This is a genomic window from Paraburkholderia sp. SIMBA_027 (genome assembly GCF_046535315.1).
Classification (GTDB): Bacteria; Pseudomonadota; Gammaproteobacteria; order Burkholderiales; family Burkholderiaceae; genus Paraburkholderia; species Paraburkholderia tropica.
Window position 1 is genome coordinate 42274 of the sequence record NZ_JAWRWY010000004.1, and the last position, 19878, is coordinate 62151.

The window sequence follows — 19878 nt, forward strand, 5'->3', positions numbered from 1 at the left end:
ACCAAGATGACCCAATCGACCTCTGAAGGCAAACTCGCGCCGCCTCCGGCCGACGCCGCCGCCGACCTGAGCGCACACCCGCGTTTCATTCACCTGCGCCGCACGCTGAGCGGACTCGGCGTGCCGGGCTGGATCGGCCTCGCGATCGTGCTCGTATGGATCGCCGCCGCGATCGCGGGTCCGCTGGCCGGCGACGGCGCCAGCGCATCGGCCGACAACGTGCAGATCTTCGCGGGCGCGAGCGCGAACCATCTGCTCGGCACCGACTATCTGGGCCGCGACATGCTCGATCGCGTGATGATGGGCGCGCGCTATACCGTGGGACTCGCGCTGATCGCGACGCTGCTGGCCAGCGGCGTGGGCACCGCGCTGGCGTTGCTGGCGATCGTCGGCGGCCCGAAGCTCGACGCCGTCATGAGCCGCACGCTCGATACGCTCACGGCGATTCCGAGCAAGATGTTCGCGCTCATCATGGTGGCGGCGTTCGGCTCCTCGACCGTCATGCTGACCGCGACCGCCGCGATCATCTACCTGCCCGGCGCGTACCGCATCGCGCGCTCGCTCGCCGTCAACATTCACGCGATGGACTATGTGGCGGTCGCCCGCACGCGCGGCGAAGGCACGGCCTACATCATGCTGCAAGAGATCCTGCCCAACATCCTGAGCCCGATGCTCGCGGATCTGGGGTTGCGTTTCGTCTACGTCGTGCTGCTGCTCGCCAGCCTGAGCTTTCTCGGCCTCGGCATCCAGCCGCCCGACGCCGACTGGGGCTCGCTCGTGCGCGAAAACCTCGACGGACTCGCCGAGGGCGCACTCGCCGTGATCGCGCCGGCGCTCGCCATCGCGAGCCTGACGATCGCCGTGAATCTCGTGATCGACAACCTGCCGGGCGGTGCGCGCAAGGCGAGCCGCGATGCACGTCGCCAGGCGAAGCTCAACGAACAGTTCAACGCTTCGCGTCGTGCGCAGATCGCCGCCGCGACCGATGGGGAGGCACGCTAAATGGGCGCGGCAATTCATGTCAGGGACCTGACGATCATGGCAGGCGAATCCGTGCTGGTGGATCGCCTCGCATTCGATATCGCGCCGGGCCAGGTGCTCGCCCTGATCGGCGAATCCGGCTCCGGCAAGACCACCACGGCGCTCGCCTTGATGGGCTACGCGCGCGACGGCTGCGCGATCGCGCCGGACAGTGTGGTCAATGTCGGCGAGCGCAACGTTACCGCGCTCGATGCCGCCGCCCAGCGCGCACTGCGTGGCCGCGTGGTCACGTATATCGCGCAGAGCGCGTCGGCGTCGTTCAATCCGTCGCGCACGATTATGGATCAGGTGGTCGAACCGGCGCGCATCCACAAGACGATGCCGCGCGCCGAAGCCGAAAAACGCGCCGTCGAACTGTTCCGCGAACTCGCCTTGCCGAATCCCGAAACCATCGGCGCGCGTTATCCGCATCAGGTGTCGGGCGGTCAGTTGCAACGGCTGATGGCCGCGATGGCGCTGATCACCGACCCCGATCTCGTGATTCTCGACGAACCCACGACGGCGCTCGACGTGACGACCCAGGTCGAAGTGCTGCGCGCGTTCCGCCGCGTGGTGCAGCAGCGCAAGACCAGCGCTGTGTATGTGAGCCACGATCTGGCGGTGGTCGCGCAGGTGGCCGATCATATTCTCGTGCTGCGCCACGGCAAGATGCGCGAATACGGCGAGTCGGATCAGATTCTGCATGCGCCCGCCGACGACTACACGCGCAGCCTGCTCGCCGCCGCGCGCCCGAAGGAGCGTCACGCCGATGCACCCGACGATGCGGTCCACGCGCGCGCCGACGCCCCGCTGCTGCGCACGGACCCCGAAGGCACGCGCCGCGCCCCGCAACCGCTGTTGCAGATCGACGCGCTTTGCGCGGGCTACGGTCCGCTCGACGCGCAGGGCCGCCCGCAGAATCGCATTCTCGACAAGGTCGATCTCAAGCTCTATCGCGGGCAGGCGATCGGCGTGATCGGCGAGTCGGGCTCCGGCAAGACGACGCTCGCACGCGCGGTGGCCGGTCTGATCGCGCCGTTCGAAGGCCGCATTGCGTTCGACGGCAAGACCATGTCGCCGCAGCTCGATCAGCGCAGCCGCGACGAGCTGCGCCGTATCCAGATCGTGTTCCAGATCGCCGATACCGCGCTGAATCCCGCGCATACCATCGAGCGCATTCTGGCGCGGCCGCTGCAGTTCTATCATGGCCTTCAGGGCAAGGCGCTGCGCACGCGCATCGCGCAACTGCTCGACATGGTGCGCCTGCCCCGCACGCTGATGGAGCGCCCACCGGCTGCGCTCTCGGGCGGACAGAAGCAGCGCGTCAACCTTGCCCGCGCGCTGGCCGCCGAACCCGATCTGCTGCTGTGCGACGAAGTCACTTCGGCGCTCGATACCGTCGTCGGCGCGGCCGTGCTCGATCTGATGGCCGATCTGCGCAAGGACCTCGGCGTGTCGTATCTCTTCATCAGCCACGATCTGCATACGGTGCGTGCGATCTGCGATGAAATCGTCGTCATGCAGCATGGCCGCAAGGTGACGCAGGTCGCGCGCGAAGATTACGATCGCAGTCCGCATCATCCGTACTACGAACTACTTTCGCGCTCAGTGCCCGAGCTGCGGCGCGGCTGGATCGACGAAGTCCAGTTGCCGAAGACCGAAACCGTCGCATAACGCTACAAGCCGCGACCTCATACCCTCACTCTTCACGAGATCAAGGAAAGCAACATGTCTCTGAGCATCAGCAACGATTCCCTGCTCCCGGGCCGCAATTACATCGACGGCGCCTGGGTGGAAGCCGTCGACGGCAGCACGTTCCCGGTCAGCGATCCGGCCACCGACGCCGTGTTCACGCAAGTCCCCAACAGCGGCGCACAAGACGCGAAGCGCGCCGTGGACGCCGCGCACAGCGCATTCGCCACCTGGCGCAAGGTCCCGGCGAAGCAGCGCGCCGCCATCATCAAGCGCTGGAACGATCTGATCGTCGCGCACACCGAAGACCTCGGCAAGCTGATTTCGCGCGAACAGGGCAAGCCGCTCGCCGAAGGCAAGGGCGAAGTGCTGTACGCCGCGAGCTACGTCGAATGGTTCGCCGAAGAAGCCACGCGCACGAACGGCGACATCATTCCCGCGCCCGTGCCGGGCCGCCGCATGTATGCGCTGCGCGAACCGGTCGGCGTGATCGCCGCCGTCACGCCGTGGAATTTCCCGGCCGCGATGATCGCCCGCAAGATCGCGCCCGCGCTCGCCGCCGGTTGCACGGTCGTCTGCAAACCCGCCGAAGACACGCCGCTCACGTCGCTCGCGCTGGTCAAGCTCGCCGAAGAAGCCGGCGTGCCCGCAGGCGTGCTGAACATCGTCACAGCTTCGCGCGAAAACACGCCCGCCGTGGTCGACGTCTGGCTCGACGACGCGCGTGTGCGCAAGATCACCTTCACCGGATCGACGCCCGTGGGCAAGCATCTCGCGCGCCGCAGCGCCGACACGCTCAAGAAGCTCTCGCTCGAACTCGGCGGCAACGCACCATTCATCGTGTTCGACGATGCCGATCTCGACGCCGCCGTCGAAGGTCTGATGATTTCGAAGTTCCGCAACGGTGGTCAGACCTGCGTGTGCCCGAACCGCGTCTACGTGCAGGCGGGCGTGCATGACGCCTTCGTCGCGAAACTGGCCGCGCGCGTGGGCGCGCTCGTCGTCGGTCCGGCCACCAACGCCGCCTCGCAGATCGGCCCGATGATCAACGCGCGCGCGGTCGACAAGATCGAGCGCCACGTGCGCAATGCCGTGGAAAACGGCGCGAAAGTGATCGTGGGCGGCACGCGCGTGCAGTCGGAACAGTGCGTCTCGGCGAACTATTTCGCGCCGACCGTGCTGATCGACGCGACGCCGTCGATGGACTGCTCGTGCGAAGAAACCTTCGGCCCGGTCGTGCCGATCACGCGCTTCGACACCGAAGCCGATGTGATCGCACAGGCGAACGCAACGCCCTTCGGCCTCGCCGCCTACTTCTATTCGACGGACGTGCGCCGCATCTGGCGTCTCGCGGATGCGCTCGAAAGCGGCATCGTCGGTGTGAACGAAGGTGCGCTCGCCGCCGAATCTGCGCCCTTCGGCGGCGTAAAGGACTCCGGTTACGGCCGCGAAGGTTCGACGCACGGCATCGAGGAATACATGCACATCAAGTACGTTTGCCAGGGCCAACTGGACTGAGCGTTCTCGCGATGGGCGGTCGAACGGCGGCGCTGTGCATTCTGCTGTTTCGACTGCTCATTTCGATACGCGGTGCTGTGGCAAGGCGCGTTTTCAGTTCTTTGTGAACTGCCGCCATTTTTATACTGCTTCACGTCCTGCTTTTTCTTAGTGGAAAGCGCCGAACCGGCCACCTATCGCAACCCGCTCCATGACACGACCCAAGACCTCCGGCGCGCCGGATCTCAACCAGATGCTGATGCTGCGTCAGCAACTCGGCGCGCAGACCACGGCAGAGATCCGTTTCGATCCGGCCACGCGCGCGATGTATGCGTCGGAGGCGTCGAACTATCGCCAGCCGCCGATCGGCGTCGTGATTCCGCGCACGATCGACGACTTCGAAACCACCGTCGAACTGTGCGCGAAACTCGGCGTGGCGATCCTGCCGCGCGGCGCGGGCACGTCGATGTGCGGCCAGGCCGTCAACGCCGCGATCTGTATCGATCATTCGAAGTATCTGCATGCGATCGAATCAATCGACGCCGCAGCGGGTCACGCGATCGTGCAGCCGGGCGTGATCTGCGATCAGCTGAAAAAAGCCGCGGCCGCGCACGGTCTGACCTTCGGCCCCGATCCTGCCACGCATAGCCGCTGCACGCTCGGCGGCATGATCGGCAATAACTCGTGCGGCGCGCACTCGGTGATGGCGGGCAAGACCGTCGAGAACATCGAACGCCTCGACGTGCTGACCGCGACCGGCGCGCGCTTCTGGGTCGGTCCGACCGACGACGCCGCGTACGCCGAGCATCTCGCAGCGGGCGGCGAACGCGCGCGCATCGTCAAGGGTCTGCGCGAACTCGCCGAGCGCTATGCGGACGATATCCGCGCGGGCTTTCCGAAACTCAAGCGCCGCGTCTCGGGCTACAACCTCGATCAGTTGCTGCCGGAGAACGGTTTCAATATCGCGCGCGCGCTGGTCGGCAGCGAAGGCACGCTCGCCACCACGCTGCGCGCGCAGGTCACGCTCGTCGAAGGTCGGCCCGAGCGCGTGCTCGTCGTGCTCGGCTTCGATACCATTTTCGATGCTGCGGACAGCGTGCCGCATCTGCTGCCGCTCGGTGCGATTGCGATGGAAGGGCTCGACCAGGGCATCGTCGGTGGCCTCAAGGCGTTGGGGCTCAAGCTCGACGACATCGCCGAACTGCCCGCCGGCGACGCGTGGCTGCTGGTCGAATTCGGCGCGAGCACGCGCGACGCCGCGATCGCCCAGGCGCGCGCGATGGCCGACGCGGCGCAGCGTTTCCCGCAACAGCCGAGCGTGCGTTTCGTCGAAGACGCGGCCTTGATGAACCGGTTGTGGACGATCCGGGAAACCGGCGCGTCGGCAACGTCTCTGTCGCGCGATCCCGCCGCGCCCGACCCGGTGGTCGGCTGGGAAGACGCCGCCGTTGAGCCCGCGCTGCTCGGCGCGTATCTGCGTGAATTCACGGCGCTCGTCGAGCGCTATGGCTACAAGACCAATCTGTACGGCCATTTCGGCGATGGCTGCATTCATTCGCGCATCACCTTCGATCTGCGCTCGGCCCGCGGCGTGCACGACTGGCGCGCCTTCCTCGAGGAAGCCGCGCGCCTCGTGGTCAAGTACCAGGGCTCGCTGTCCGGCGAACACGGCGACGGCCAGGCCAATGGCGAATTCCTGCATCTGATGTACACGCCTCGCCTCATGCAGGCGTTCCGCGAATTCAAGGCGCTGTGGGATCCGCAAGGGCTGATGAACCCCGGCAAGCTGATCGACGCGATGCCGGTGGACGAGAATCTGCGCATGGGTCCGCAGTATCGCCAGGGGAATGTGAAGGGCATGTTCACGTATCCGATGGCGGCAAATCCCGCCAGCAACGACGCGCCCGTCGACACACTCGAAGAACGCGGATACGGGCGCGAAACCGAGCGCTGCATCGGCATGGGCAAATGTCGCTCGATGGACGGCGGCACGATGTGTCCGAGTTTCAAGGCGACGCGCGAGGAACGCAATTCCACGCGCGGACGCGCCCGCCTCTTCTTCGAAATGCTCAACGGCGAGGTGATCGACGAAACGCGTAACGCCGAAGCCGTGAAGGAATCGATGGATCTGTGTCTCTCGTGCAAAGGCTGCAAAAAAGATTGCCCGACGCACGTGGATATTCCCAAGTACCGCGCGGAATTTCTGCATCGCTACTACAAGACGCGCCGCCGTCCGCTGATGGATGCGGCGGTCGGCAGGATCGGCGCATGGCTGCCGGTTGCCACGCGCGTGAGCGGACTCGTCAACGGCGCGATGCGTAACGGGCTCGTAAAAAAGGCATCGCAGCGCATTGGGCTGGCTGAAGGCGCGGCGTTTCCGCCCGTCGCTTCGCAGGCCTTCCGCGACACGCCGGCGGCAAAAAAACTGATCGCGCCGTGGCCCACGCGCTTTGGCGCACAGGACGTCGTGGTCTGGACCGACACGTTCAACAACGGCTTCTCGCCCGCCGTGCTCGACGCCGCCCTGCGCGTGGTCGAAGCCGCAGGCGGCACGCCGCGCCTCACGCCGCGTCATGTCTGCTGCGGGCGTCCGCTTTACGACGTCGGCCTGCTCGACGAGGCGAAGAAGAACCTGCTCGATATCGTCGAGATGATGCGCGCGCCGGTTGCCGCCGGCGTGCCCGTGCTGATTCTCGAACCGAGTTGTCTTTCCGTGTTCCGCGACGAAATGCTGGCGTTGATCGGCCATGATGCCGAGGCCGGCGAACTCGCGCGCAAATTGTCGTCGGCGTGCATCACCGTTGCAGAATATGCCCAGAAAAACGGGCTGAATCTTCCATCGACGTTGCCTGGCGAAGGTTCTCGCGCAGAATCTGTGCATGTGCACACGCATTGCCATCAGCGTGCATGCGGCGGCGCGGGCGCGGAGAAAAACCTCGGCGCGAAAGTGCTCGATACCGGCTGTTGCGGCATGGCAGGCGCATTCGGCTATCACCACAAAACCGCCGCCGTGGCGAAAGCGGTCGGCGAAAAGGAACTCGTGCCGAAGCTCGCCGCGCTGCCCGACAACGCCATCGTGGTCGCCGACGGTTTCAGCTGCCGCTCGCAGATCGGCAAGCTCACCGGCCGCACGGCACAACATCTCGCACAGCATCTTGCAGAAGCCATCGCCAGCGCGAACCCGCCCGTGCGTACCAGCACCGACGAACCCGCGTAGCGGCCTGATCCACCTTTGCTCAACACCGTCCGAATACGGTATCAAACAAACCAGAGAGAACCTGACATGACCCGCGACAATCAATCCCTGATCGAACATCGCCAGCATCACGTGCCGCGCGGCGTCGTCACCGCGCATCCGCTGTTCGTCGAGAAGGCGCAAGGCGCAGAACTGTGGGACGTCGAAGGCCGCCACTTTATCGACTTCGTCGGCGGCATTGGCGTGCAGAACATCGGCCATAGCCATCCACGCGTAATCGACGCCGTGCAGAAGCAACTCGCGAAGGTCACGCACGCGGCCTTCCAGGTCGTCGGCTACGAGGTCTACACGCAACTGGCCGAGCGCCTCAATACGCTCGTGGGCAACGGCGCACACTACAAGTCGTTCTTCTCGACGACGGGCGCGGAAGCCGTCGAAAACGCGATCAAGGTCGCGCGCGCGTGGCGCAAGGTGCCGGGCGTGATCGCATTCCGCGGCGGCTTCCACGGCCGCACGCTGCTCGGCTCGACGCTGACCGGCATGAGCGCGCCGTACAAGCAGAATTTCGGACCGATGGCGGGCGAGGTCTATCACACGCCCTATCCCGACGCGTATCGCAACTTCAGCGCCGCCGATGCGATCCGCTCGCTCGAAGATCTGTTCGCCACGCAGATCGCGCCCGACCGCGTCGCGGCGATCATTCTGGAGCCGGTGCAAGGCGACGGCGGTTTTCTCCCGGCGGGCAAGGAGTTCATGCAGGCGCTGCGCGAACTGACGACGCGTCACGGCATCGTGCTGATCTGCGATGAAATCCAGGCGGGCTTCGGACGCACCGGCGAGATGTTCGGCTTCCAGCACTTCGGCATTCAACCCGACGTCATCACGGTTGCGAAGAGTCTCGCGGGCGGTCTGCCGATTTCGGGTATTGTGGGCCGTGCGGAGATCATGGACGCACCGCTGCCTGGCGGCCTGGGCGGCACGTATGGCGGCAATCCGCTCGGCTGCGCGGCGGCGCTCGCGGTGCTCGACGTGTTCGAAGAAGAACAGTTGCTGGCGAAGGGCCGCGCGCTCGGCGCGAAGCTTCACGCCGGTCTTGAACAGATCGCGCGCGACCACGCGGCGATCGGCACGGTGCGGGGTCTCGGCCCAATGGCCGCGCTCGAATTCGTGCGCAACAGCGACCCGTTCCAGCCCGACGCCGACTTCGCCCAGGCCGTCATCGACCAGTGCCGTGAAGACGGCCTGCTGGTGATCAAATGCGGCGTGCACCGCAATACGGTGCGTCTGCTCGCGCCGCTGACCGTGAGCGATGCGATCGTCAATGAAGCGCTGACGATCCTGCGCAATGCGGTGACGAAGGTATCGGCGAAAGTCCGCTAAGACTACGCTTGCGCCGCGCAACGTGTGATTAAAGGCTGACGCCTGATTCACGATCGAACTCAGGCGCATTTCGAAAGGACCTGCTCATGCTAATGGTCGTCAAATCGGGCGGCCCGGCAGCAATGCCGGAATGGCGATCGCTCTACCGGTCGCTGTTGCCCGAACTGGAAATCGTCGGTTGGGACGATCCCGAGCTCGATCCCGCCAGGGTCGAGTACGCGATGGTTTGGGAGCCGACGCCCGGACGGCTCGCGCAATTTCCCGCGCTGCGTGTCATCCTGAGCAGCGCAGCGGGCGTGGACCACATTACGCGCGATCCTTCGGTGCCCGCGCATCTGCCGATCGTCCGGATGGTGACGCCCGAAACCGGCGAGCGCATGGCCGACTTCGTCACGGCGTGCACCTATGCCATCGTGCGCGACTTTCCCGCGCTGCGCGACGCACAAACGGCGCGCCGCTGGGACGAAAGTCTCGTCGGTCGGCGTGCAAGCGAGACCACCGTGGCGATTCTCGGTCTGGGCAATCTGGGCGTCGCGTGCGCGCTGCGCCTTGCGGCCAATGGCTTTCGCGTCAGAGGCTGGTCGCGCACGCCCAAACAGATTGCGCAGTGCGAAAGCTTTGCCGGCGATGACGGCCTGCACGCGTGCGTCGCGAATGCAGATATCGTCGTCAATCTGCTGCCCGATACGGCGGCCACACGCAATCTGATCGACCGCCGCTTTCTGGCCGCGCTGCCGCGTGGCGCATCGTTGATCAACGTGGGCCGTGCGCCTCAGGTCGATATTCAGGCCGTGGTGGCCAGCCTCGATAGCGGACATCTGCACAGCGCGTTTCTCGACGTGTTCGACCCCGAACCGCTGACGCCGAACGATCCGCTGTGGCAACACCCGAAACTGTGGCTGAGTTCGCACATCGCTTCGGCCGTGTCGCGCGAGAGCAAGGCGCGCCAGGTCGTCAAGGCGATTCTGGCCGACCGGGCGGGACAAGCACTGGAACACGTCTACGCCGCCGACTTCGGCTATTGAGTTTCAAGGACGACGCATCACGATCCCCAGCGGGCCAACTGCTGGGGATTTTTCTTTTGTCATGTTCGCGGCGATCACCGGGAAAGTGCATGCCGTCCGCAAGTCCATTCACGACTGTGCAGGCCGCCCCTTTATGGCGAAAACGGCAGCCTATGCCGTATCGCGGCACGAAATCACATTTATCGCGTTTCTGCGCATTTTATACAGAACAAAGCCCCGGTTTTCGCGTGCTCCAATTGAACGCCTGAATTGAACCGCCCCAGCGCGGAAATGCCGATCGTCCGCAACGCTTTTCCGCTCGCTGATTTCCGATCAATCCGGACTACGAACTTTTAACCACACGCTACCACCTGGAGCTCGCAAATGAATAAGTCCACCCGCAATACGTTTGGCGCTGGTTTCTCCGTCGCGCTTCTCGCTGGCGCAAGTTTCGCTCATGCGCAGAACAGCGTGACGCTCTATGGCGTCGCCGATACGGGTATCGCGTACATCAACCACGCCAGCGGCAGCAAGAATGCCGTGGCGATGTCGAGCGGCAATCTGAGCGGCAGCCGTTGGGGGCTGAAAGGTTCGGAGGATCTCGGCGGCGGTCTGAAAACCGTGTTCCAGCTCGAGAGCGGATTCAACATGAATACCGGCGCGGCCGGTCAGGGATCGCGTCTGTTCGGCCGACGCGCGTACGTGGGCCTGAGCAGCGCGGACTGGGGCACGCTCACGGCGGGTCGTCAATACGAAGCGTCTGTCGACATGATTCAGGCAATCACCGGCGACAATTACTTCAGCACGATGTTTACAACGCCGGGCGATCTCGACAACAACGACAACGACATGCGCGTCAACAATTCGATCAAATACCTCAGCCCGAACTGGCGAGGCGTGCAGGTCGAACTGGTCTACGGTTTCAGCGGCCTCGCGGGCCAGACGGGTCAGGGCTACACCTATTCGGGCGGCGTGTCGTACGCGAATGGCCCGGTGAATCTGGCGGCCATGTACATGCGGTTGACCAACGAACCGTCGTCGGGTGCCACGCGCACGTCCTGGACCAGCAGCGGCGATTCGCTGTTCGTCAGCCCGATCAATCAGGGATATCAGTCGGCGAAGGCAATGGGCGTCGCGTCGGCGGCGGCCCAATATGCGCTGGGTTCGCTGCTGATCGGCGCGTCGTACAGCAACGTGCAATATCAGAGCGACGCGGCTTCCAATTTCTCGGGCACGCAGCACTACAACATCGGCAAAGCGTTTCTCGCTTATCACTTTACGCCGGCGCTGCTCGCGGGTGTTGGCTATGAATTCGTGAAGGCGGGTGGCGATACGTCTGCGACCTACAACGAAATCAGTCTCGGCGCGGACTACAACCTGTCGAAGCGCACCGACGTGTATGCGCTTGCCGGCTATCAACATGCAAGCGGCACGCAACGCAAAGCCGACGGCACGCTGCAGACGGCAGTGGCGTCGATCGGTTCATACGGCCGCAGCGGCACCGATAGTCAGTCGATGGTGATCGTCGGCATTCGCCATAAGTTCTGATGTAAGGTCGCGTTACGCCTGCCTTGCCTGTCGAAGTCGCGCAGGCAAGGCAGGCGCATCTTGCACATCCGATGCGCCCTACCTTTCCCCGCCGCGATTCCGCTTGAGCCGCAGCATCAACTGATCGGCCTGATCGAGCGCCTGCGCGACCGTCACGAAGCGAACCGCGACGCCGCCCGCCAATGCATTCTGATAATGCATTCTCACGTTCGCCAAAACATAGTCGCCGGCCGCCGCCTCGGACAAGCGCTGCGCAATCGCCTCGGCTTGTGCGGAAGCCTGTGCAAAATCGGACGGCAATGCGCCCGCAAACGCAAAACGTCCGGCGCCAATATGCGCAAGCTGACCGTCGTCTGAACTCGCCGCCAGCATCCGTTCGCCGCTGGTGCGCAGAAGCTGTTCGCCGACTGCATAGCCATGCCGGTCATTCAGCGCGTAAAAGCCCTCCAGGTCGACGATGCACAGCGCCACATATGAACCATCCGTCGACGAATTCGCCAGCAAACGCCCAAGCGCTTCCTGCAATGCGCGCCGATTCGGCAACGCCGTCGCATCGTCGGTAAGCGCGCGCTGAGAGAGATGCTCGTTAGCAAGCGTCAATTGTTCGATCAATCGCTCGCGCTCGATATGTTCCGAAATCAGTTTCGCAAACACATTCAACGCGCTACGCGCACGCGAATTGATTTCCAGACTTTCCCGGCTAATACCGCATAGCGTGCCGATCACGGCGCCGCTTTCGGCGCAGACCGGCGCACTCGCATAAGTCCGGATATCCAGCTCGGCGGCCGCGCGCGAATCGCCCCAGATTTCCTTGACGTTGCTGACAACACGCTGCCCGCTTTCCAGACTGCGTTTGCACAAAGTGTCGAACCATTGGACCTGCAAGCCTTCGAGCACCTGCGTGCGTCCTTCATTGCGCGAATAAAGCACGGTCTGCACTTCGCGGCTGAAATCGATCGACGTCAGATACGTCGATTCGAGTCCGGTCATTGTCCCCAGCATTTCGAGCAGCGGGCGCACCAAACCTTCCAGGCTCTGTGCGGCGGCCACCTTTTGCGAAAGACGTTCAAGCAATTCATCCATGGCTGACACTCATGTATGCAGATGACATAACCCGCTTGCCGGGATGGCATGCATTCGACGGTATCAGCTTTTTTCGCGGCTTTCCAGGTGTCACGAGAGCGACATCTGCGAGACCGCCCATCACGATGAACGACCGCACGGCACGCCATCGCGAAGACTCAAGTTCCTTGCAGCATGTCCGTTAACATTGCAGACACGTCGTGTGGGATCAGCTTGCACGCGACACCGACCTTGCAGATCAAGAGGAACAACGAAGAATGGAAAACGCCACGGATTCTCTGCGCGGCCAATACCCGAATGACGAAGCAATGCCGTTTCAGACAGGCACCGCCGGCTGCCTCGCACAGACGCAGGAGATTGCTTCGTGAATAGCTTGCGTCGTGTGGCGGATGTCTCCGCCGTCATTCCTGCCCGCGCCTCTGCCATGGCGCGCTCCGCTGTCCATGCTCTCGTACTCGTCGCGGGCAGCGTGTGCTGTATCGGTGCGCATGCCGAACTCGGCGGGCCGCCGACACTGCCCGCGACCAGCGCCCAGGCGTCGAGCGCCGTGTCGTTGAAGGCGACGAGCAGCACGTCGGCAACGAGCACGTCGACCGCCTATACCGTGCGCGAATCGACGCTCACAAACGGCATCACCGAACGCGAATACCTGAACGTCGACGGCACCGTGTTCGCCCTGGCGTGGGACGGTCCCTTCATGCCCGATCTGCGCAGCTTCATGGGCAGCACGATCTTCTCCGAATACGTGAGCGCGCTGCAGAATCAGACCGACCGCACGCGCAGCGGTGGCGTGAATATCAGCACCGATGATTTCGTCGTGCAGGTGCAAGGCCATCAACGACACTTCCGCGGCCGGGCCTGGCTGCCGTCGCTGCTGCCGACCGGCGTCAGCACGTCGGTGATCCAGTAACGCCCGCCTCGCTTCCGCGCGGGCTTCATGCGAAGCCGCGCGGCGCCGATGGGCTCTCTTGCACTCCCTTACGCTTTCTTTCGCACTCGTTTTTCTCGCCACTGTCCAGTCATGACGACAATGTCTTCTCTCGCGGTGCTCGCCTGCGGTCTCGCGCTGCTCGCGCATCGCTTCTCCGCCGGCCACGTATCGCGCACGTTCCGGTTGTTGCCGCGCCGCCCGGTCACCCAGGTCGCTGCGTACGCCCTGCTGCTCGCGCTGGCGGCGTGCGGCGGCGGCGGTTCGTCGAGCGACAGCACATCGACGACGACCGGTTCTGCGAATTCGTCGAACAACACCAGTTCGTCGAGCAGCAGCAACACGCTGACCGTCATCGTGCAGAAAAGCCTCGGCTCCTATCCGAACCAACCGTTCGTCACGGTGACCGTTTGCGCGCCCGGCACCACCACTTGCGACACGATCGATCACGTCCTGCTGGATACCGGATCGACCGGTCTGCGCGTGCTGGCTTCGTCGCTGAGCGCCACGACGCTCGCCGGCATGACGCGCGAGCAACTGGCGTCGTCGGGTAATTACATCGACGAATGCGGCCAGTTCGTCAGCGGCTATACGTGGGGCTCGCTGCGTCTCGCCGATGTGACGATGGGAAGCAAAACCGCTTCGAGCGTGCCGGTCGAGGTGATCGGCGATTCCGATGCCGGTTCGGCGCCGTCCGCGTGCACCGGCACCGGCTCGGACATGGGCTCGACCACCGAGATGGGCGCGAACGGCATTCTGGGCGTGCAGGGGCAGATCCGCGATTGCGGCTCGACCTGCGCCACCAGTGCCTATCCGCTGTACTACGCGTGTGCAACCGGTTCGAGCTGCTCGACGTCGAGCGCCGTGCCGCTGAGCCAGCAGGTGACGAACCCGGTCAGCATGCTGAGCAGCGACAACAACGGCATTGTCCTCTCGATGCCGAGCGTGTCGGATAGCGGTCAGGCGCTCGCGACCGGTACGCTTTACTTCGGCGTCGGCACGCAGACGAACAACACGCTGGACTCGGCCGATCGCATTCCGCTCGACACGAGCTTCGAATTCAAGGCGACGTATGGCGGCACCGCCAACCAGAGCAGCTTCATCGATTCGGGCACGAACTTCCTGTACTTCCAGGACAGTACGCTGACGCGCTGCACGGGTTCCAATAGCGACTACTATTGCCCCTCGTCGGTCCAGACCGAGTCCGTGACGTTCACGCCGAACAGCGGCGCAAGCGATTCCAGCGGCTCGTATACCGGCTCGTTCAAGGTCGGCAACGTCGTGTCGCTGCTGAGCACCAGCGGCGTCTATGCGTTCGACGATATCGCCGTGTACGGACTGGTCGATAGCGGCATGGATTTCGGCATGCCGTTCTTCTATGGCCGCTATGTGGTGATCAAAAACGAGAGCTCGTCCGGTGCGGGCGACGCGTACGCGGCCTTCGCATCGAACGGCCTGTAACGCTCGGCTTGAGCCGGACCGGTTGCGCTATTCCGGGCCGGCAGCCGTCAGGCGCAATTCGAGGGATTTCCGTAAAATAAGACTTCCCCTCCTATCCGGCTGACGACTGCACCATGCATCGCATTGGATTCTTTGTTTGCAGCGGCCACGACGCGCTCGATCTCGGCGGCCCGCTATCGGCATTCAATCAGGTGGCCGCCGCCGCGGGCCATACGCCGTACGATCTGCAAGTCATCTCACAGTCGGGCGGCCCGGTTCGCGGCAATACGGGTCTTGCCATCGAGACGCGCCCTGTCGGCAGGCGCAGGTTCGACACCGTCGTTTTCGTCGGCGGCGATATCGAGCCCATGCAGACACCGGAAAATATCGCAGCGGCGAAGAAACTGGGCGCGAAGGCGTCGCGAGTCGCGAGCGTCTGCACCGGCGCCTTTCTGCTTGCGGAAACCGGCTTGCTGGATGGTTTAAAAGCCACGACGCACTGGCGATATTCCGCGTTGCTGCAATCGCGCTTCCCTCGCACGCGCGTCGAAGGCGACAGCATCTATATCGTGGACGGCCACGTCTGGACATCGGCGGGCATTGCCTCCGGAATCGACCTGGCGCTCGGACTGATCGAGCGCGACATGGGCGCGGACGTCGCGCGTGCGGTGTCCAGGCTGCTGGTCGTGCCGTATCGTCGACCGGGCGGCCAATCGCAATTCTCCGCCATGTCGCAGATGGAGCCGGAATCGGATCGCATCCGCATTGCGCTGAACTTCGCACGCGAACATCTGGCGGAAGCGCTGCCTGTGGAGCGACTCGCCGATGCCGCCAATTTAAGTCCACGGCAATTTGGACGCGCATTTCGCCGCGAAACCGGAGAAACGCCTGCGAAAGCGGTCGAACGTTTGCGTGTCGAAGCGGCGCGATTGCGCCTTCAGGATGGCAGCGAACCGATCGAGCAAATTGCGCTGGCCGTGGGATTCACCGATCCGGAGCGGATGCGGAGGGCTTTCATCAAACTGCATGGCCACCCGCCGCAGGCGATCCGGCGCGAGAGCCGAATGAACAGCACGCGCTGATATGGCGTCATGCTTTTAAATCGGCAGACGCTCAATTTCCATTCGATGACTGGGCGGCGTAATCATTCCACATGTCGCGCTGCAATTTCCACGCACCGTTTTCCTTCAGGAAAACGAGAATCTGCTTGCCGCGATAGGTAAGCTCGCCGTCATGGTCGCGGACTTCCGCATCCGAAACTTCCGTTACCGCCTGCTCATTGCCGTAGAACTCGTAATGGCTGAACGATACGGTGCCCGGTTTTTTCGCAGCATACGCTTTCACGAAGTACGCGGTAATTGCATCGCCGCCCGTCACTCTGTCGCCGCCAGGCGGCAAGAGCGCGCCCTCATGCGTATAAAGACGACCTATAGCCTCATAATCGCCGCGTGCGAAGGCATCGGCCCATCGCGCGTTCTCGGCTTTGATGGCGGCTTCGGTTTGCGGCTGCGTGCCGGCAGCCATTGCCGGCGCGGCAAACGCGCACAAGGTCAAGCAGGCTGCAACGGCGGCAGCGTATCGACGAATCTGTTGCATTGAAGAATGTCCAATCGGAGTGGGAATCGAAGGCGTTGCGTGTGTGCGAACGAGGCCGCGCATTTCAGCGAACGCCCGGAATACGGGCGAGTCCACGGGACGCACCGGGCAGTTGTTTGTCCACCATCGCGACAATTTCGGGCCGTGCATCTCGTGGATGCCCCGAATGGAATGGCGGCGCGGGATCGTATTCGATCACGAGCTGCGTGAATTCGGCAGCTTGCTGACCGCGCAGTTTCGCCGCGACGCGAAGCGCGAAATCGATACCTGCCGTTACGCCGCCGCCGCTCATGAAGCGGCCGTTATCGTCTTCCACGAAACGATCCGGCACGGGAATCGCGCCATACTCGGAGAGCTTGTTGACGAAAGCCCAATGGCAGGCGCTTCGCTTGCCATTGAGAATGCCGGTGGCGGCGAGCACCAGCGACCCGTTGCACACCGACGTCACGTGTTTGGCGCTTTCCGCCAGACGCCGGATCTGCGCCTGATACTCCGGCTGCATCGGCGCGCTTAAATTGGAGCCGCCAGGAACCAGAATCAGATCGGTCTTCTCGATATCGGCCAGTCGTTCCGTGTTGCCATACACGACGCCGAATTCGAGCGTCACGTTGCCGCCATTCAGACTCGCGTAGCGAACGTTCGTATTCGGCAGACGATGAAAAATCTCGCTAGGCCCCGCAAAATCGAGCAGCGTGCCGCCGTCGTAATTGACAATCAAAATGTTGAGCGGATCACTGGGCCTGAGTTCGGCCTTGCCGGCTGCCTGCGCGGAAACAGGCGTCGCGTGGCCGAGCAACGCGCCTCCACCGAGCACGGCGCCCAGCGTGGCGATGCTGCCGAACTTCAGCATGTCGCGGCGCGAACGACCTGCCCCGCTCAGCGATTTGTCCGCGGCCTTGTTTTCACTACTGTCGGTCAAGATGATTTCTCCTTGCGCGTCGGCCCCTCCGTGTGCACAACCTGGTTGGGCCGGATTGAAAGCCACCACACCGTGAAAGCGTGGTGGACGTGGGATCGAGGTATGGGCGAGCCGGAAGCGCTTTAATCGCGAGGGGCGGACTTAAAGCTGCGAAGCGCCGCCGTCGACAATCAGTTCGGTGCCAATGACATAGGCCGATTCGTCGCTGGCGAGATAGAGCGCAGCGTAGGCAATGTCCTCCGCGCGACCCAGGTGGCCTGCGGGAATGGCTTCGGCAAACTCCGCTTTGCGGTCGCGAACCCATTCCTCGGACATGCCCCATCGGCTGATCAACGGCGTGTCGATCGCACCGGGCGCGATGGCGTTGAAACGGATTTTCCGGTCGAGGAACTCATAAGACCAGCTACGGGCGAGCGATCGTACCGCCGCTTTCGCCGCGGCGGTCAACGAAATACCGTGCTTACCGGTCTGCGCGACGAACGATGTATTCAGGATGACTGACGATCCTTCATGTAAATCCGGCAGCACCGCTTGAAGCGTGAACACCACGCCCTTCACGTTGATATCCATGATCTCGCTGTAAAGCTTTTCGTCGATATCGTTGAGCGCGGAAGGGAACGCCCAACCGGCGTTGGCAAACACGATATCCAGGCCGCCGAACTGCGCTTTCACCTCGGCGGCAATCGCCCGCATGTCGTCGATCGACCGCACATCGCCTTTGAGCACCAGCGCATGCTCGCCAAGCTCGGCCTTCACGCGATCGAATATGGTCTCGTCGCGGCCTGTCACCGCTACGCGCGCGCCTTCTGCAATAAAAAGCTTCGCGGTCGCGAGACCAATGCCGCTGGTGCCGCCCGTAATCAACGCTGACTTGTTTTTGAGCCTCATGTTCAGTTCCTTTCTTTGCTCGAGTTTGACCACGCCGAAAGCACTGAACGTCACCGCGTTGGTGCTCGTGTGCCGGCGTGGTGTCTGCGCAAATTATGGAACCGAGGCGGATTGACTCAAAGGTCGTATAACCCTCAAAAAACGTCACGCATGCCGTCAACCTGAATATCGGCTCGGCAGTCATGGGCAGGACGCTTGCGCGGGATTCCCGTTCGTGAAACAAGGTGTGTTTGAAAAGCCGCGAGGCGGTGACGGCTTTTGCTAGCGGTTCAAGTTGAACGGGGAGTTCGACCTAGCCGTATAGGCCGATGCAATTGTCCCAGGGGTCGCGCAGCATGCACATCTGCTTGCCGTCTTCCACATGTGCGGGCCCTCGATAAAGCGTGGCGCCGACGCGCAGGAAATGCCGTAACGCTTCGTCGAAGTCATCGACGCTCCAGTAGACAACCGTACCCGCCGATCCCGCCGAGAGTTTCGCATCGGCAGGAACGATTTCGAGTCTGACGCCATTGAATTCGAGGTAAGTCAGATTGAACGCTTCAAGCGAGCGACGCACAGCGCCTCGAAACGCGGACTGATACCAGTCCAATGCTGCGGGCACATCCGGCACGTACACAAGCACCGCACAGATTGGCGAGTTCATGCGCGCTATCCTTCCATCGTCAAACGAGAATTTAATCGACAAGATGCTGAACCGCGAGATCGACGAACGCGCGTAGACGATGCAGCCGCCGAAGATCGCGGTGAAAGCCCGTCCAGTTATCGCGTTGAGTCGAGCCACGCGGGGGCAGATAACACAACCCGCGGCGCACGTTATCCCCGCTACCGCATCGCCGCCGCCCACAACAGCGAACTGCCGGACGCCAGCATCAAGCCGTCGACAAGCCACCTGAACGTCGACGGTTTCATGCGGATGACCAGGCTTCTCGCGAAGAACGATCCCGACATCAACGCCGCGCCAACGATCAGCCCTTTGCTCCACACGCTCAGCGGCAGCGCGCCGAACGTCTTGAACGCCACGATCTTGGTCGCGTAAACGGCCAGCGATCCGGCGGCTTCCGTGGCAAGAAACGCTCCGCGTTCAAGGCCGTAGGACGTGAACACCGGCACGGTGATCGGACCGGTCGAGACGACGATGCCCGTGAGAAACCCCACCGGACCGCCGATCAGCGCCAGTTGCCAGAGCTGGATCTTCACCGCGCGACGCGCGAGCCAGCGACGCGTGGGGATCATGGCGATAAAGAACACGCCGAGCGCGACGTCGACGAAATGCGCGGGCAGCGCCAGCAGCGTATGCACACCCAGCGCCGCGCCTGGCACGGCCGTCGAGCAATACGCGCCGAACGCCTTCCAGTCGATCTCGCTTCGCCAGGCGCAGACCCTGCCGAGGTTGCCCATGACGGCGCCGATCGCCATGATCGGCACGGCTTGTTGCGGCCCGAAAAAGAAGACGAGCAGCGGCATCAGCATCATCGACGAACCGGTGCCGATGACGCCGCTGAGCGTTCCCGCCATCACGCCGACGACCAGAACCAGCAGATACCCCGTCATGACTGACGCCATTCACGCAAGCGCATGCCGGCATCCGTCCGGTATGACGACGACAATGCTGCTGACACGGAAAACAAGTTGAAGCGCATGTGCCCCTCGATGCATGAATGCTGACAGAAATAACCGGGAATTCGCG

The 19878-nt window shown here is 63.3% G+C and carries 17 protein-coding genes; 11 read left to right on the forward strand and 6 right to left on the reverse strand.

Going from position 1 to position 19878, the window contains the following annotated elements; genetic code table 11:
• The first annotated feature begins 6 nt into the window (after positions 1–6).
• The 7 genes from SB764_RS08240 (at position 7) to SB764_RS08270 (ending at position 11337) form a co-directional block, all read left to right on the forward strand.
• A complete protein-coding gene (locus tag SB764_RS08240) occupies positions 7–1002 on the forward strand; it encodes an ABC transporter permease (RefSeq protein ID WP_183717545.1) in 996 nt (331 codons plus the stop codon).
• Entirely contained in the window at positions 1003–2694 is a 1692-nt protein-coding gene (locus SB764_RS08245; protein ID WP_410863181.1) for an ABC transporter ATP-binding protein, read from the forward strand.
• 54 nt (positions 2695–2748) lie between these two features.
• A complete protein-coding gene (locus SB764_RS08250; protein WP_176079928.1) occupies positions 2749–4230 on the forward strand; it encodes an NAD-dependent succinate-semialdehyde dehydrogenase in 1482 nt (493 codons plus the stop codon).
• Positions 4231–4420: 190 nt separating this feature from the next.
• The gene (locus tag SB764_RS08255) at positions 4421–7426 is read left to right on the forward strand and encodes an FAD-binding and (Fe-S)-binding domain-containing protein (protein ID WP_410863183.1); all 3006 of its coding nucleotides are present in this window, start codon (positions 4421–4423) and stop codon (positions 7424–7426) included.
• 66 nt (positions 7427–7492) lie between these two features.
• Entirely contained in the window at positions 7493–8785 is a 1293-nt protein-coding gene (gene gabT / locus SB764_RS08260) for a 4-aminobutyrate--2-oxoglutarate transaminase (RefSeq protein WP_410863185.1), read from the forward strand.
• Between the two features lie 86 nt (positions 8786–8871).
• Positions 8872–9810 carry a 2-hydroxyacid dehydrogenase gene (locus tag SB764_RS08265; RefSeq protein ID WP_410863187.1) on the forward strand — a complete coding sequence of 313 codons (939 nt, stop codon included), beginning with the start codon at positions 8872–8874 and terminating at the stop codon, positions 9808–9810.
• 363 nt (positions 9811–10173) lie between these two features.
• Entirely contained in the window at positions 10174–11337 is a 1164-nt protein-coding gene (locus SB764_RS08270; protein WP_074987759.1) for a porin, read from the forward strand.
• Positions 11338–11415: 78 nt separating this feature from the next.
• Here SB764_RS08270 and SB764_RS08275 read toward each other — a convergent pair whose 3' ends face one another.
• Positions 11416–12420, reverse strand: a complete 1005-nt coding sequence (locus SB764_RS08275; RefSeq protein ID WP_410863189.1) for a diguanylate cyclase domain-containing protein — start codon at positions 12418–12420, stop codon at positions 11416–11418.
• A gap of 200 nt (positions 12421–12620) precedes the next feature.
• Between SB764_RS08275 and SB764_RS08280 the strand changes: the two genes are divergently transcribed.
• The 4 genes from SB764_RS08280 to SB764_RS08295 all read left to right on the forward strand — a co-directional run bounded on the left by SB764_RS08280 (position 12621) and on the right by SB764_RS08295 (position 15870).
• Positions 12621–12788, forward strand: coding sequence for a hypothetical protein (locus SB764_RS08280; protein WP_161495577.1), 168 nt, complete (start codon positions 12621–12623; stop codon positions 12786–12788).
• 56 nt (positions 12789–12844) lie between these two features.
• Positions 12845–13330: a DUF2844 domain-containing protein gene (locus tag SB764_RS08285; protein ID WP_176079922.1), complete on the forward strand. Its 486-nt coding sequence runs from the start codon at positions 12845–12847 to the stop codon at positions 13328–13330.
• 120 nt (positions 13331–13450) lie between these two features.
• A complete protein-coding gene (locus tag SB764_RS08290; protein WP_183717614.1) occupies positions 13451–14809 on the forward strand; it encodes a DUF3443 family protein in 1359 nt (452 codons plus the stop codon).
• Between the two features lie 113 nt (positions 14810–14922).
• A complete protein-coding gene (locus SB764_RS08295; RefSeq protein WP_176079920.1) occupies positions 14923–15870 on the forward strand; it encodes a GlxA family transcriptional regulator in 948 nt (315 codons plus the stop codon).
• A gap of 31 nt (positions 15871–15901) precedes the next feature.
• On the opposite strand, the gene SB764_RS08300 is transcribed toward SB764_RS08295, so the two are convergent.
• From SB764_RS08300 to SB764_RS08320, 5 genes are all read right to left on the reverse strand, one after another.
• Entirely contained in the window at positions 15902–16384 is a 483-nt protein-coding gene (locus SB764_RS08300; RefSeq protein WP_410863191.1) for a YybH family protein, read from the reverse strand.
• A gap of 64 nt (positions 16385–16448) precedes the next feature.
• Positions 16449–17303, reverse strand: coding sequence for a DJ-1/PfpI family protein (locus SB764_RS08305; protein WP_321871380.1), 855 nt, complete (start codon positions 17301–17303; stop codon positions 16449–16451).
• A 141-nt stretch (positions 17304–17444) separates the two neighbouring features.
• Complete coding sequence (locus tag SB764_RS08310) at positions 17445–18191, reverse strand: SDR family oxidoreductase (RefSeq protein WP_410863483.1); 747 nt, start codon at positions 18189–18191, stop codon at positions 17445–17447.
• 292 nt (positions 18192–18483) lie between these two features.
• Positions 18484–18834 (reverse strand): VOC family protein, encoded by a 351-nt coding sequence (locus SB764_RS08315; protein ID WP_183039619.1) that lies wholly within the window; start codon positions 18832–18834, stop codon positions 18484–18486.
• 179 nt (positions 18835–19013) lie between these two features.
• Positions 19014–19742 carry a sulfite exporter TauE/SafE family protein gene (locus SB764_RS08320; RefSeq protein ID WP_110330007.1) on the reverse strand — a complete coding sequence of 243 codons (729 nt, stop codon included), beginning with the start codon at positions 19740–19742 and terminating at the stop codon, positions 19014–19016.
• Positions 19743–19878 lie beyond the last annotated feature (136 nt).

Coding starts and splice junctions, on each gene's coding strand:
- SB764_RS08240 (WP_183717545.1), top strand. CDS start 7: ATGACCCAATCGACCTCTGAAGGCAAACTCGCGCCGCCTCCGGCCGAC.
- SB764_RS08245 (WP_410863181.1), top strand. CDS start 1,003: ATGGGCGCGGCAATTCATGTCAGGGACCTGACGATCATGGCAGGCGAA.
- SB764_RS08250 (WP_176079928.1), top strand. CDS start 2,749: ATGTCTCTGAGCATCAGCAACGATTCCCTGCTCCCGGGCCGCAATTAC.
- SB764_RS08255 (WP_410863183.1), top strand. CDS start 4,421: ATGACACGACCCAAGACCTCCGGCGCGCCGGATCTCAACCAGATGCTG.
- gabT (WP_410863185.1), top strand. CDS start 7,493: ATGACCCGCGACAATCAATCCCTGATCGAACATCGCCAGCATCACGTG.
- SB764_RS08265 (WP_410863187.1), top strand. CDS start 8,872: ATGCTAATGGTCGTCAAATCGGGCGGCCCGGCAGCAATGCCGGAATGG.
- SB764_RS08270 (WP_074987759.1), top strand. CDS start 10,174: ATGAATAAGTCCACCCGCAATACGTTTGGCGCTGGTTTCTCCGTCGCG.
- SB764_RS08275 (WP_410863189.1), bottom strand. CDS start 12,420: ATGGATGAATTGCTTGAACGTCTTTCGCAAAAGGTGGCCGCCGCACAG.
- SB764_RS08285 (WP_176079922.1), top strand. CDS start 12,845: ATGGCGCGCTCCGCTGTCCATGCTCTCGTACTCGTCGCGGGCAGCGTG.
- SB764_RS08290 (WP_183717614.1), top strand. CDS start 13,451: ATGTCTTCTCTCGCGGTGCTCGCCTGCGGTCTCGCGCTGCTCGCGCAT.
- SB764_RS08295 (WP_176079920.1), top strand. CDS start 14,923: ATGCATCGCATTGGATTCTTTGTTTGCAGCGGCCACGACGCGCTCGAT.
- SB764_RS08300 (WP_410863191.1), bottom strand. CDS start 16,384: ATGCAACAGATTCGTCGATACGCTGCCGCCGTTGCAGCCTGCTTGACC.
- SB764_RS08310 (WP_410863483.1), bottom strand. CDS start 18,191: ATGAGGCTCAAAAACAAGTCAGCGTTGATTACGGGCGGCACCAGCGGC.
- SB764_RS08315 (WP_183039619.1), bottom strand. CDS start 18,834: ATGAACTCGCCAATCTGTGCGGTGCTTGTGTACGTGCCGGATGTGCCC.
- SB764_RS08320 (WP_110330007.1), bottom strand. CDS start 19,742: ATGACGGGGTATCTGCTGGTTCTGGTCGTCGGCGTGATGGCGGGAACG.